The sequence below is a fragment of the Paraflavitalea pollutisoli genome (assembly GCF_029360705.1).
Lineage (GTDB): Bacteria > Bacteroidota > Bacteroidia > Chitinophagales > Chitinophagaceae > Paraflavitalea > Paraflavitalea pollutisoli.
In genome coordinates this window covers 529,570-543,436 of the sequence record NZ_JARKMX010000004.1, presented here as the reverse complement: position 1 = coordinate 543,436, position 13,867 = coordinate 529,570, and the positions used below count along the sequence as shown (strand labels likewise).

General features: G+C 51.2%; 9 protein-coding genes. 5 read left to right on the top strand and 4 right to left on the bottom strand.

What is annotated here, in order from left to right:
* Window positions 1–42 precede the first annotated feature (42 nt).
* Window positions 43–627, bottom strand: a complete 585-nt coding sequence (locus P2W70_RS12075; protein ID WP_276481717.1) for a hypothetical protein — start codon at window positions 625–627, stop codon at window positions 43–45.
* 208 nt (window positions 628–835) lie between these two features.
* On the opposite strand from P2W70_RS12075, the gene P2W70_RS12070 reads away from it, so the two are divergent.
* Window positions 836–1,045, top strand: coding sequence for a hypothetical protein (locus P2W70_RS12070; protein WP_276481716.1), 210 nt, complete (start codon window positions 836–838; stop codon window positions 1,043–1,045).
* A gap of 58 nt (window positions 1,046–1,103) precedes the next feature.
* On the opposite strand, the gene P2W70_RS12065 is transcribed toward P2W70_RS12070, so the two are convergent.
* From P2W70_RS12065 to P2W70_RS12055, 3 genes are all read right to left on the bottom strand, one after another.
* Window positions 1,104–1,526: a VOC family protein gene (locus P2W70_RS12065; protein ID WP_276481715.1), complete on the bottom strand. Its 423-nt coding sequence runs from the start codon at window positions 1,524–1,526 to the stop codon at window positions 1,104–1,106.
* A gap of 118 nt (window positions 1,527–1,644) precedes the next feature.
* The gene (locus P2W70_RS12060; protein WP_276481714.1) at window positions 1,645–2,409 is read right to left on the bottom strand and encodes a response regulator transcription factor; all 765 of its coding nucleotides are present in this window, start codon (window positions 2,407–2,409) and stop codon (window positions 1,645–1,647) included.
* Window position 2,410: 1 nt separating this feature from the next.
* Window positions 2,411–5,593 carry a ligand-binding sensor domain-containing protein gene (locus P2W70_RS12055; RefSeq protein WP_420832393.1) on the bottom strand — a complete coding sequence of 1,061 codons (3,183 nt, stop codon included), beginning with the start codon at window positions 5,591–5,593 and terminating at the stop codon, window positions 2,411–2,413.
* Between the two features lie 147 nt (window positions 5,594–5,740).
* Here P2W70_RS12055 and P2W70_RS12050 point away from each other — a divergent pair, with 147 nt between their 5' ends.
* The 4 genes from P2W70_RS12050 to P2W70_RS12035 all read left to right on the top strand — a co-directional run bounded on the left by P2W70_RS12050 (window position 5,741) and on the right by P2W70_RS12035 (window position 13,852).
* Entirely contained in the window at window positions 5,741–7,225 is a 1,485-nt protein-coding gene (locus tag P2W70_RS12050) for a glycoside hydrolase family 43 protein (RefSeq protein WP_276481712.1), read from the top strand.
* A gap of 97 nt (window positions 7,226–7,322) precedes the next feature.
* Complete coding sequence (locus P2W70_RS12045; protein ID WP_276481711.1) at window positions 7,323–8,423, top strand: glycoside hydrolase family 88/105 protein; 1,101 nt, start codon at window positions 7,323–7,325, stop codon at window positions 8,421–8,423.
* 31 nt (window positions 8,424–8,454) lie between these two features.
* Entirely contained in the window at window positions 8,455–10,287 is a 1,833-nt protein-coding gene (locus P2W70_RS12040) for a sulfatase family protein (protein ID WP_276481710.1), read from the top strand.
* A gap of 292 nt (window positions 10,288–10,579) precedes the next feature.
* Window positions 10,580–13,852, top strand: coding sequence for a SusC/RagA family TonB-linked outer membrane protein (locus P2W70_RS12035; RefSeq protein ID WP_276481709.1), 3,273 nt, complete (start codon window positions 10,580–10,582; stop codon window positions 13,850–13,852).
* Window positions 13,853–13,867 lie beyond the last annotated feature (15 nt).

The following is a 13,867-nucleotide window of genomic DNA, read 5'->3' as shown; positions in this document are numbered from 1 at the left end:
TTTTAAAGATAAGCAATTAAACAGTACCCGGCGTTGTGCCGCCTAGAGCTTCACTTCCGGCACTTTGTAATTGGCCATGGCAGTGATATAGCCCGGGCGGTCCTTCTTGATCTGCTCCAGGAAGGCCGTGCCGGCATTGCCATAGGCACGCTTGCTAAAACCCACGAGTAACACGCCTTTCGCACCCGATGTTTCTTTCAGGGTGATGTACCGGTACACATTGTATTCCACAATGCTGGCAGCACCTGTACCCTGACTCACCACAAAGTCGATCAGGTGATCGCCCGTCGTGGGGTTTTTAATGACTGCATAGTTGGTGGTGGGGTCTGTTCTTTTCCGATTGTCCAGTTCATTCGTTTTCTGCTTGACCACATCGGCCAGCACAAAATTGCCCGTCGCCACCTCGAGCATCACCATGCTGTTGTATTTGTTGGTGGTTTGTCCGGCTGGCAGGTATTCCTGCTTATAGTAGGTGGCGCTGGGATGCGCGCTCCAGGACAGGCGAAAAGCTTCGTTGTTGAAGGCCAGTGGACCGGGCACCTGGAAATAATCCTTTACCGGGGGCTTATCCCCCGTCGCGAAGGCCGTTAGTAGGGTTATGAGGCTGAAGGCTGTCAATATTTTCATGGCTATGCTGTTATTTCCCAAAACTGCCTAAAAAGGGGGCCACCAGCAAGGATTAATTAGCCAACGGGGGGATTTATTGAACGAAGGGCGGTTTACTGCCATTTTACTACACTTTATTGGCGATTGCCGACCAGTTACAAGGATTCATTATGACGGCCGCCGTTTCCTTGTCATCTTTGTTTCCTCAACCACCCTGCAATACGTCAATATGAACATGAAAAACAGCCATATTCGCCAGCAAATGGCCGCCCGAACCGGTAAATTGATCCTGTCCTTCTATCAATTATACACCAAGCTATTTGTCAGGAAAGAGGATTTCCAACTCCCCCACCCGCCGGTTCGGCACCGGGAGATCATCCTGATCCGGAAAACCGGGCACGGATACCGCGCTATGGCGGATGTAGTGTCGCTGAGCTAAAGCAACAAACCCTTCAGACTGTGTGGCCGGAAGGGGCTACGCATTAGGGCGGCTTCGACTATCCTGTAAACTCCACCATCCACTGCACGCCGTACTTATCGGTAAACATACCGAAATAAGCCCCGAAAGGGCCATCATTGATGGGCATTTCTATGCTACCACCGGCAGACAGACCATGAAACAATTTCCCCGCTTCTTCCCGGCTCTCAGCACTGATGGAGATCGTATTTCTATTGTCGGCTTCCGTTACCTCGCCCATCACCGATAATACATCACTGCCCAGCAACATACTCCCCTTACCGATCGGCAAGGAAATATGCATCAGCCTGTTGATGTCTTTATCTCCAATGGGAAACTGCTCACTGGCCAGGTCTTTGTACCACATCACTTTGCCAAACTCGCCACCAAATACTGATTTATAAAACGTAAAGGCTTCTTCGGCATTGCCATTGAAATGAACGTAAGGATGGAGACTTGCCATGTTGTTGTGTTTTTAGGTTGTGTGCCATTCGCTGGCACCCCACAAATCTCGGCAACTGGCGGTAACCTCACGTAGTGCAGAAGCGACAATCGTAGTGGCTGAATACGACCTGTATCCCCTATTTCTTCGGCAACGACCTGAAATACTCCATCGGCGCCATCTTGAAATACTTCTGAAAATTGCGGCTAAACAAGCTTTGCGAGCTGTACCCCACCATACGCGAGATCTCGTTCAGCGAGAACTCATTTTCGGCGATCAGGCTGGCGGCCTTCTTCAACCGGGTGATATCGATCAGTTCCTTGGGAGAAAGAGAAGACAGCGATTTGATCTTGCGGTAAAAGGTGGTGCGGCTCATATACATATGCTCCGCCAGGGTATCGATCTCTATGTTCGGATCTTTGATGTTCTCTTTGATGTATTCGTCCAGCTTCCGCAGAAAAGCCTCATCCGTTTTGGAATGCGCCATCACCGCCACATCGTCAAAGGGCGAACTGGCAAAATGCTCCTTGATCTTGCGCCGGTTCTTGAGCAGGTTCACGATCTGCACCTGCAACAGCTCCGACGAAAAAGGCTTTTGTATATAGGCATCCGCGCCTACTTCCAGTCCTTCGATATGTGCCTGGTAGGTATTCTTGGAGGTCAGCAAAATGATCGGAATATGGCAATACTCCACATCCGACTTCACCTTGCGGCACAACTCAAACCCGTCGATACCCGGCATCATGATGTCTGAAATGATCAGGTTCACCACTTCCTTGTCGAGTATCTCCTGCGCAATCTCTCCATTGGCAGCGAGGTGCAACGTATAGGTATCGCCTAATACCACCGACAAAAACTCCAGGATATCTTCGTTGTCGTCGATGATGAGTATACTGTCTGTCATACTATTCTATCTTTTTCCAGCTACTTAATTGAAATTCTATGTCCTGGTGCACCGGCAACCGCAGTTCGAAAACGATCAGGTCCTGCGCGCCCGAAGCCAGGGAAAGGCTGCCATTGTGCAACTCCGTCAGCGACCTCGCCAGCGACAGGCCGATGCCTGTACCCGGCTTATTGTTACCCCGCACCCGCACAAAGGGCTCAAATATCTGCTGCCTGAATTCATCGGGAATGGCTTTACCATCGTTGATGAACTGCAAGGTAAAGTATTCATCCCCCTCGGCCATCGCCGGCATACGTACCACCACACTGGCCGCCGCATACTTCACCGCATTGGATAACAGGTTGGTCGTTATTTTGATAAACGCTTCCCGATCCACGAAGGCCGTAAACGGCCCGGTAGGCAATTCAACGTCCAGTTGGAGCTGATTGGTGGCCGCCTGCCCTTTGAAACCGGCGACAATATCGGTCACTACCGCTACAATATCCGTTTTCACAAAGTTCAGGCTAAACTGGCTCGCCTCGGTAGCCCGGAAATCCAGTAACTGGCTCGTCAGCTCCACGAGCCGCCTGGTATTCTTATCAGCGATCAACAGGCTCTTATTGATCTCCGGCATATGCCCAAACTTCTTCAACAACCACTCGATGGGCCCTGCTATCAGCGTCAGCGGTGTTTGTATCTCATGCGTGATATTGGTAAAGAACTCGATCTTCGCCTGGTAGATCTCTTTTTCTTTTTCGTGTTCAAACAACTGCAACTTGCGCAGGTTCTTCCGCTCCAGGTACTGGCGATACATACGGGTGGCAAAAAAGACCGCCCCCACCAGCAACAGGATATAGATAAAATACGCCGTATTGCTTTTCCAGAAAGGCGGCAATATCCGGATGTACAACTTACGCTCCTGCCCTAACCAACTGCCGATATTGCTTTCGGCCTGCACAATGAACTCATAACTTCCAGGGGCCAGATCGGTGAAATAAGCTTTCCGGTTGGTGTTGAGGTAAGTCCAGGATTTGTCGAGCCCCTTCATCAGGAATTTATACCGCGTCACTTCCGGTGCCGAATAATTCAACGCGGCAAACTCGATACTGAAATTGTTTTGGGTATGGTCCAATACGATCGTGTCGGTATACAGTATGGAGCTTGTGAGCGGACTGTTGGCCGTATCGGGCACCACCTCTTTGTTGTTGATCTGGAACCCGGTGATGTAGGTGGGCGGACTTGGTTCCTGCTGATCGAAACTAGCCGGATCGAAGGCGATCATGCCTTTCACCGAACCAAAATACATTTTGCCGTCCGTATGCTTGTACGCCGAATTGTAGTTGAACTGGTCGGTGATCAGTCCATTGGCCTGCGTATACACTTTCACGGCGCCCGTAGCGATATTTAACCGTATCAATCCTTTGAGCGAACTGATCCACAAATGCTTCGATGCATCTTCCAGGATACCATACAGCACATTGGTGGGCAAGCCATCCTTCATGGTATATCGCTTCATCGTTTTCCAGTCTGCGCTCAACTTGATCAGCCCATTCCCGGTGGTGGCAAACCACAAGGCATGATCGCTGTCTTCAAAGATGTTGTACACCGCAAAATCATTCACGATGCGTGCATTGACGGTATCACCAAACTGAAAATTACCGTGCGCGCCGGTTTGGGGATGAAAGTAGAAGGCGCCGCGGTTCACGCTGCCGGTCCAGATATTCCCTTTTGAATCTTCAAAGATGTCGAATACATACGTGTTCTTCGGTATCTCCGGTATACGCTTGAATGTTTTTTGTTGGGGATCAAAGCGAAATAAACCAGATGCACGGTAAGCCGACCCCACATACAAGGTATTATCCCGGGTACGGTAGATCGCGTGCACAAAATCGCTTTCCCGGTCACCCTCTTCACCGATCAGGGGAAACCGGTCGGTGATGATGCCCTTGCTGATATCCATGATCTCCATGCCGAGGAAGAAGGGGCCTATGTACAATTTGTCGTTCCAGGCCAGCAAGCCATGTATATTGGGATATGAAATGGATCCTTTGTTAGCCGATGTGGTATAGTTGACAAATTGCCCCGTTTTCAGATCAAATCGATTGATCCCAGCGTCCTCCGTGCCGATCCAGAGATGCTGGCTGCTATCGGCGCATATTTCCCGGACTGCCTGCCCGGATATGGAATTGACACCTGGCCGTGGATAATACTTTTCAAACCGGGCATTGTCTTTCGAACAGTAATTAACACCACTGAAGAAGGTCCCGGCCCACATGCCTCCCCGGTTATCGCGGGTGATGGTGTACACGGCATTGTCTGCCAGCGCATACCGGTCGCCTGTTTGCCTGGTCAGGTTCTGGCTGGTACGCCGGACCGGGTCGTATACATAGATGCCCGATTCGGTAGCTACCCAATACTGCCCCTCATTGTCTACCGCAATGTCCCGCACATAAACATCGCTGTTGTCGGCGCGCAGCGAAAAATTGGTCACCTTACCTGTTTTCGTATGGTAGCTTTTGAATCCCTGGCGGAAACAACCAATCAGCAGCTCATGAAGGCCGATCGGATATAGCTTGCTGATGGAACGGGCATTGACCGGAATATCAGCCGCTACGATCCTGATCTTTTCAATGCTCGCGTGATGGGCATCATACCGGCTGATATTGCCATCATTGTCGCCTATCCACAATTGCATGGCCGTATCCAACGCTATGCAGGACGCGCTGATCTTCAGATTTACAAATTGATTGGCGGCTGGTGAATATTTACACAGGGTTGAGTTCACCAGGAACCACAGGTTGTTGTGGTCATCGATGAGCAGGTTGCTGGAGTATTCTTTGGGGGTGGCTTCTACTTCGAAAAATAGTTCTTTGAAAGGGTCATATTTAAAAATGCCCTTACCAGTGCCTACCCAGATCATGCCATTTTTATCTTCCGCAATGGTATTGATGATGTTGTTGCCGATACGGCCAAAGCTGTCTTTCGCATACGCACAGCTCTTGAAGGAATAGCCATCGAAACGGTTGATGCCATTGCGGGTACCGATCCAGATAAGCCCTTTGCTGTCCTGGATAATGGAGGTCACGGCATTGTGCGCCAGTCCATCATCGACCTGGTAATGTTTAAAATAATACTGACCGAAGCACGACGATGCGGCAAGCAACAAGAACCATCCCGCAATGACTAATTTATTCAACAAGCGCATAGTTACCTCGGCCAAATATATTGAAATCAGGAATATCCTGTTGCTACTTCCCAAAATGGCCATCGCCAGCCTGGCACGATTCAGCAAAATAATGAACAGGTCATTTGCCACCTGTTTATTTATTTTGACGCTTTACAATACCGGAACATGATACGATTGTTTTTGCCCTTGCTGCTGCTCCTCTCTTTTTTCCACAGTCAATCCCAGCAACTGGTGTTGCCGGGCGACAATCCCGATCCCTCTGTTGTTAAAATAGGCAATGAATACTGGGCCGCCGGCACCACTTCCAACTGGTTTCCCGCGTTTCCCTTGTACCGCTCCACCAACCTGGTCAACTGGCAACCTGCGGGGCATGTATTTACCAAAATGCCCGACTGGGCCGATTATTACCTCTGGGCGCCTGAGATCACTTACGAAAATGGCAAGGTTTATCTCTATTATACAGGACATAAAAAAGGCGGCAACCTGTGTATTGCGGCCGCTGTAGCCGATAAACCAGAAGGTCCTTATACCGATCTCGGTCCGCTGATGTGCGAAGCCGATGGCTCCATCGACGCTTTTCCCATGCGTGATGAAAACGGTAAGCTGTACATGATCTGGAAAGAGGATGGCAACAGCAAAGGCAAGCCCACGCCCATCTGGGCCGCGCCCATGAAGGAAGACCGCACCGCGCTAATAGGCGAGAAAAAAGAACTGTTTCGCGGTGATGCTCCCTGGGAACGTAACCTGGTGGAAGGCGTATCGATCATTCGCAAAAACGATTATTTCTATGCGTTCTATGCCGCAGCAGCCTGTTGTGGCCTGAAATGCAATTACGGAACAGGTATCGCCCGCGCTAAAAACCTGCTGGGCCCCTGGGAGAAGTTTTCGGGCAATCCCATCCTGACAGGTGATGCCGATTGGAAATGTCCCGGTCATGGCACACCCGTCGAAAAGAATGGCAAGCACTATTTCCTGTATCATGCCTATAGCAACCACGCCAGCACCTACGGCGGCCGGCAAGGGCTGCTGAACCAGTTTGAGTTTACCCCCGATGGATGGGTAAGGTTTACCAACGACAAAAGCTATGGTAAAGTAAAGAAGATCGAAAAGATCGCCGACAACTTCCCCGGCAAACAACTTTCCGGCAACTGGCATTGGAGTGTTTTTCAAAACATTCAATATAAGGTCGCCAACAACACTGTACAGCTGAATGCGCTGTCCAGTCCCTCCGGGGCTTATATTGGTCAGTCTGTGTTGGCCGTAAATTATGAAGCCACCGTAACCGTGCAAAAAAACTCCAGCGCACAAGCCGGACTGGCCCTGATCGGCGATGACAAGAACCTGGTGTACGCAGCCGTAGCAGGCAATGCGCTGCGCGTGATACAGGTGAAGAAAGGCGAAACGCTGGTGTTGGCCGAAACGACCCTTACCTCCGCTTCGAATGTTACCCTTAAAGCCACCGTCAGGAACAATACGGAACTCAGCTTTGCGTACAGCATCGCTGGCGCTGCCTTCACCACCCTGAATCCCCAGCCAGCCGATATGACTTACCTGCCACCGTGGGACCGGGCTGTGCGCGTAGGCCTCGTATCTAAAGGCGATACAGACCAGGCTGCCTTCTTCCAGCACTTCCTGCTCCAAAACCGATGATCCCAATGACCGGCAACCTCAAAACCTATCTATATGAACCAACGATTGCTTGTATGGGTATTGGGTGGCGCTAATCTTTGTCATTCAACTGCACATCATGAATAAAAAGCTATTGCTAGCGCTCTTGCTGCCGACCCAATTGTTGGTGGCCCAGAAAAACGACCTGAAGAAATTTCCCAAAGGATTTGAACCCGAAACCGTGGGCAAACTGATTGCCTACCGTTTTGTGACGGCCAAACACGCCTTACACGCCGGTAAATGGATCGGCTATCCCGAAACCTTTTTTTGGAACGGGACACTTAGGTATGCCACACTCGCGAAAGATAAGAATCTGCTGGACCTGATGGAGAAACGGTTTCAACCGCTGTACAGCACAGAAGCGGCCCTGCTGCCCCCAAAAAACCACGTAGACCTGAATATGTTTGGCAGCTTGCCCCTGAACCTCTACGGCATCACCAACAACAAACAATACTTCGACCTGGGTATCCCCTATGCCGATACGCAATGGCAGGTGCCCGACAGTGCGAAACCACAGGAGCAATACTGGGCCAAACTCGGCTATTCCTGGCAAACCCGGCTGTGGATCGACGACATGTACATGATCACCATCGTACAAACCAACGCCTATAAAGTCACGAAAGATCCCCAATACATCGACCGGGCGGCTAAAGAGATGGTATTGTACCTGGACACCTTGCAACGCCCCAATGGCCTGTTTTACCATGCGCCCGATGTACCTTTCTACTGGGGTCGTGGCAATGGCTGGATGGCCGCTGGCATGGCAGAACTATTGCGCCACTTGCCCAAGGATCATCCCCATCGCGCCCGCATTCTGGAAGGCTACCGGAAGATGATGAAGAGCTTAAAAGAATTTCAAACACCGGGAGGCATGTGGAACCAGCTGATCGATGAAAAAGACAGTTGGGCAGAAACCTCCGGTTCGGCCATGTTCGCTTATGCGATCATCACCGGGGTGAAGCAGCATTGGCTCGATGCAAAAGAATACGCACCGGTTGCCCGGAAGGCCTGGCTGGCGATGGTACCTTATGTAGATGAGAAGGGCGCTGTATCTGAAGTCTGTGTGGGTACCAACAAAAAGAACGACAAGCAATATTATTATGACCGGCCACGCAGCAAGGGCGACTACCATGGGCAAGCTCCCTACCTGTGGTGTGTAGGTGCCTTGCTCGAAAAATAAGAGCAGGCCACATCTTTGTATCTTGTGCTATATGCGGCAAATCCTTGTTCTCCTCCTGTTATGGTGTTCGGCAACGCTTTCACAGGCGCAGGAGCCACCCAATATCATCATTTTCCTGGCCGATGACCTCAACCAGCAAGATGTTGGTGCGTACGGCAACAAGCAGGTAAAGACGCCCTATATGGACCAGTTGGCGGCGGAGGGCATGCGCTTTACCAAAGCGTATGCCGCCTCTCCCATGTGTACCCCTTCGCGCAGTGCTATGTTCACCGGGCTTTACCCGCACCGGAACGGGGCGCAGATGAACCATTTCACCGTGCAGGCGGGTATTAAAAGTCTGCCCCATTATTTACAGCAGGCAGGCTACCGGGTCGTTATTTCGGGAAAGATCCATATGGCGCCATTGGCAAACTTCCCGTTTGAACATATCGGGAAGGAATTTGGCCAATACGAACCGGTTGCCAACCGCCTCGATAGCAAGAAAGAAACCGTCAACGCCATAGAAGCGCATTTCAGATCGGCAGTTGCCAAACCACTATGTCTCGTCGTAGCTCCCTGGGTACCGCATGTACCCTGGTTTCCCAACAGGGATTTTGATCCGGCTGCCTTGCCGCTACCGGAGTACCTGGCCGATACCAAAGAAACGCGCCAGGCCCTGGCAGCCTATTACCAAAGCATTGGTGAGGCCGACAAGATGCTAGGCGAAGTGATGGGCGCGATCGATAAAGCTGGCAAGAAAAACAATACCGTATTCATCTTTCTCTCCGACCAGGGGGCGCAGTTTCCCGGTGCCAAATGGACGGTCTATGACCAGGGACTACGCGTGCCACTGATCGTTCGCTGGCCCGGCAACACCAAGCCCGGTTCGGTGTCGGATGCCCTCGTATCGTTGGTGGATATGACACCTACGCTGATCGACCTGGCAGGTGGCCGGCAAATTGATAGCCTGGATGGTCGTTCGTTTGCCAGGGTACTGAGGGGTAAAACCAGTAGGCATCATTCGTTGGTGTTTGCGGAAACTTCAATGGAACCCCATTTCTGGTACAATTATGTGCCGGCCCGTTCGGTCATTACCGACGATGGGTTTCACCTGATCAAAAACTACCATCCTGGCTTGCGCTTCATCACCCATATCGATCAGGTAGAGCGCAACGAATTCTATTTCGACTCCTGGGTGGTGAAAGCCACCACCGACCCTGTCGCAAAGTTTCTGCTGGATCGCTACAGCTATCGTCCTCCCCTGGAACTGTTTGACCTGAACAAGGACCGTGTTTCCTTTCACAACCTGGCCAATACCCCTGCGCACCAGGGCAGGCTGCGAGTCCTGCAATCACTGCTGGCTAAAGAGCTGGCGCGCCAGGGTGAATCGGAAGCCAGTATTCTGGCCGGCACCTTGCCGCAGTTTGCGCACAATAGCTATTCCCTTTCCCAATACGGCAGTGCCATGGACCTGTCGTTTAACAGGAAGCTGTGGAATCCCGACACCCTTCACATCACCGGTTTCCTGAAGGGTATCGACCAGGGGGGCATTGTGTGCGATTACTTTGGCCAATTCAAGCTCTACGCTTACCAGGGCCGGATGGGCATCCAGCTGGCTGATGGCACGGTAAAAGAAAGCGAACTACTGAAAGATAACACGGGGCATTTATGGCTGACCCTGGCGGCCAATGGCGCACTCACCCTGCGTTTCAACAACACGGTGGTGGTACAAAGCAGCGTCGGCCGCGATCTCACGAAGGTGAAAGGAGGTTTTGTTACCTGTGGTAAACTGCAGGGCCAGGAGCAAACCGGCCGCCTGCGCAGGTTTCAGGGCTACATCACCGACCTGCGCTTCAGCATGAATACATTGCTCCCGTCACCATAATTACCCCGGATAAGAGATTAAAATTTACCGATTCCGGCCGCCGAAAGGTGACCGGAATCGTTTTCGGTACAATTCGACAAAAAGTTGAAAAGAACATCTAGCGGATGTTCTTTTTTTTTACACCGAGGATATGACTCAAACGATTGCGCCTGAATAGCCTGTATTATTTTAACCGACTAGCTGCTATCTACAGTTCCCACCGTTTGCGATTACTCCTTTTTTCGATCCTGGTTCGGTAAAAAACAAACCAACTATATACTGCTATGCTATGCATCTTAAACGATTGACTATTATGAAGAAAAATCCTACACAAGTCAGGGGAAGGCTCTCCTCTTCGCCGTTCGTGCAACGTATGTTGCCCCAATTATTTTCCTTATTGCTGTTGTTGCTGGCGTCCATGACCGGATCTGCGCAGGAGAAGGTCATCACCGGAAGGGTCGCCGACTCGTTGGGTGTTGGCGTGCCCGATGTGACCGTTACTGTCAAAGGCACCAACAAGAGTACCCGGACCAATGCCCAGGGTGTTTTCAGCATTACTGCTGCCAATGATGCTGTGCTGCGTTTATCGCACGTAGCCTATGTGGCCAAAGAAGTACGCGCCGACCAGGCCGTATCGGTGGTTATGCAATCTTCCGCTACCAGCTTCGACGACGTCGTCGTGGTGGGTTATGGTACCATGAAGAAAAAAGACCTTACCGGAGCGATCGCACAGATCAAGCCCGATAAGATCGCCAATGAAAACCCCAAGACGGTACAGGACATCCTGCGCGGTACCCCCGGTGTGCGCATCGGCTTTGATCCCTCTGCCAAAGGTGGTGGTGGTATCGAGATCCGCGGCCGCCGTTCGGTGTACAACGATGGCGGACACAACAACCCGCTCATCGTATTGGATGGTATGCTGTTTTATGGTGAATTGTCGGAGATCAACCCCGATGACATCGAGCAGATCGATGTACTGAAGGATGCCTCCGCCACTGCAGTATATGGCTCCAAGGCTGCCAGTGGTGTGTTGCTCATCCAGACCAAGAAAGGTAAATCGGGCAAACCTGTTATCACCGCTACCATGAACCTGGGTGCCACCCAAAAAAGCATCATCCGTGAACGATTCAACACGACCGATTACCTGCAGCACCGCCAGGATTGGCTGATCAATACCAGTTATGATGTAAACCCCCAAACAGGTGTTTACGAGGCATATCAGAAAGGCGAGTTTGTCACCAAACCCGCTTACTTCACCAAGCCTGAGCAACTGCCCTCCAACATATCCCTGGACACCTGGCGCGGGTACACCTCCAATACCGCCAACGAATCTGACCTGAGCATTTGGGCCAGAAGACTCGGTTTCACGGGCAATGCTTTGCAAAACCTGCTGGATGGAAAAGTCACCAATTGGAACGATAAAACATTCCGTACCGGTATCAACTATGATCTCAATGCCAGCGTAAGCGGTGGCGGCGACCGGGTAAACTATTACTTATCCATGGGCTACCTGAAAAACGAAGGTGCTGTGGTGAGTGATAACTACCGGGCGATACGCTCCAACTTCAAGATCGACGCCAAGGTCACCAAGTGGTTTGAAGTAGGCGCCAATATCAACTTCCAGGACCGTTCCGATGGCAATGTCGACATCGACATGGACCAAACCATGCGCAACAGCCCTTATGCTGATTATTATGATGCCAACGGCCTCCCGATACAATTTCCGCTGAGTGAGGCTTACAGTCAGCGTGGTTACAACTACGATTTCCAAAAGCAGTACCTCGAGTTGCAAAAAGGCTACACGGTGCTGAATACGATCGTGAACGCCAAGATCAAGCTGCCGTTCAACATCACGTATTCTTTTAACGCTTCGCCCCGCATGCAGTTCTTCTACGACCGTTACTTCATGTCGGCTGCGTTGCCTGGCTCCAACCCCACGACAAGAGGTGCCAACCGCGAGCAGTCCAAGAGCTTCAACTATTCGCTGAACAATACGATCAACTGGGACCAGTATTTCGGCGACCACCACGTGATGGTGACCTTGGTACAGGAAGCAGAAGATATGCGCTCCTGGACCGACCGCATCGAAGCCCGTGCCATCCTGCCTTCGGATGCCCTGGGTTTCCACAACACCAAGAACGGTAGCAAAGAGTACAGCAGCTATTCCAGCAACGACTCCCGTCAAACCGCCGATGGTTTGCTCGCCAGAGCTTTCTATGCGTACGACAACCGTTACATGATCACGGCTTCTATTCGCCGGGACGGTTATTCTGCCTTTGGCCAGTCTAACCCCTATGCAACCTTCCCGTCTGCAGCCGTAGCCTGGACCTTTACCAATGAAAAGTTCTGGAAATGGAACAATATCCTGAGCACCGGTAAACTACGTTTCTCGTATGGCGAAAACGGCAACCGGTCACTGGCCAACCCCTATGTGGCATTGTCTAACCTGTACGAAGGTGCCGGCAGAATGCAAGGCTACCTCAATTCGGCCGGTCAGCAGCAACTGTACCGCTACCTGATGGCTGAGCGGATGGCCAACCCCAATCTGAAGTGGGAAACCACTACTTCCTACAACCTGGGGCTTGATTTCGGTTTCCTGAAAGACCGCATCACCGGTAGCCTGGAGTATTACAACATGACGACTAATGACATGATCATGTTGCAACGCATCAACAGCTTTACCGGCTTCCTGAACATTACCACCAACCTGGGTCAGGTAGACAACAGTGGTGTGGAATTGACCCTCAATACGGTCAACATCCGCAAACGCAACTTCGAGTGGAATACCACTATTGGTGTGTCGTACAACAAAAACCAGATCACGCACCTGTACTATGACCAGGAGGATATCAAGGATGCCAATGGCAATGTGATCGGTAGCAAAGAAAGGGACGATATCAGTAATGGCTGGTTTATCGGCAAGCCGATCGGTGCTATCTGGGATTATCGCGTTACCGGCATCTGGCAGACCAACGAGGTAGAAGAAGCGAAGAAATTCGGTCAGCAACCCGGCGACCCGAAAGTAGCCAACAACTACACAGCTGATGATGTGAAGAATGCCAACGGCACCGTGACGCCGGTATACAACGACAAAGACAAAGAGTTTCTGGGACAAAGCATCGCGCCCTGGCAGTGGTCCATGCGCAATGAGTTTATTTTCTTTAACAACCTGAGTGTTTCCTTCAATATGTACTCTTACATGGGGCATAAAAGCACGAATGGTGAGTACCTGAACAACGATGATGATGGTGGTCGTATGGCCTATGCCATGGCTAACCTGCCTGCCAAGCAATATTGGACACCTGAACATCCGACCAACGATTACGGACGGATACAAGCCCGTGGCCCTGTAGGTGCATCCGGCGTTGGCAAACTGTATGACCGCTCCTTTATCCGCCTGGATAATATCGCAGTAGGTTATACACTGCCTGCCGACTGGACCAAGCGCATCACCGTGAACAAGGTGAAAGTATTTGGTACCGTACGCAACGCGGCGGTATGGTCCAACAATTGGAAACTGGGTGATCCCGAAACCGGCGGCTGGGCTGCCCGCGTGTACAACCTTGGTGTTAACTTAATTTTTTAATGAATTAGCTTGAAT

Coding starts and splice junctions, on each gene's coding strand:
- P2W70_RS12075 (WP_276481717.1), bottom strand. CDS start 627: ATGAAAATATTGACAGCCTTCAGCCTCATAACCCTACTAACGGCCTTC.
- P2W70_RS12070 (WP_276481716.1), top strand. CDS start 836: ATGAACATGAAAAACAGCCATATTCGCCAGCAAATGGCCGCCCGAACC.
- P2W70_RS12065 (WP_276481715.1), bottom strand. CDS start 1,526: ATGGCAAGTCTCCATCCTTACGTTCATTTCAATGGCAATGCCGAAGAA.
- P2W70_RS12060 (WP_276481714.1), bottom strand. CDS start 2,409: ATGACAGACAGTATACTCATCATCGACGACAACGAAGATATCCTGGAG.
- P2W70_RS12055 (WP_420832393.1), bottom strand. CDS start 5,593: ATGCGCTTGTTGAATAAATTAGTCATTGCGGGATGGTTCTTGTTGCTT.
- P2W70_RS12050 (WP_276481712.1), top strand. CDS start 5,741: ATGATACGATTGTTTTTGCCCTTGCTGCTGCTCCTCTCTTTTTTCCAC.
- P2W70_RS12045 (WP_276481711.1), top strand. CDS start 7,323: ATGAATAAAAAGCTATTGCTAGCGCTCTTGCTGCCGACCCAATTGTTG.
- P2W70_RS12040 (WP_276481710.1), top strand. CDS start 8,455: ATGCGGCAAATCCTTGTTCTCCTCCTGTTATGGTGTTCGGCAACGCTT.
- P2W70_RS12035 (WP_276481709.1), top strand. CDS start 10,580: ATGAAGAAAAATCCTACACAAGTCAGGGGAAGGCTCTCCTCTTCGCCG.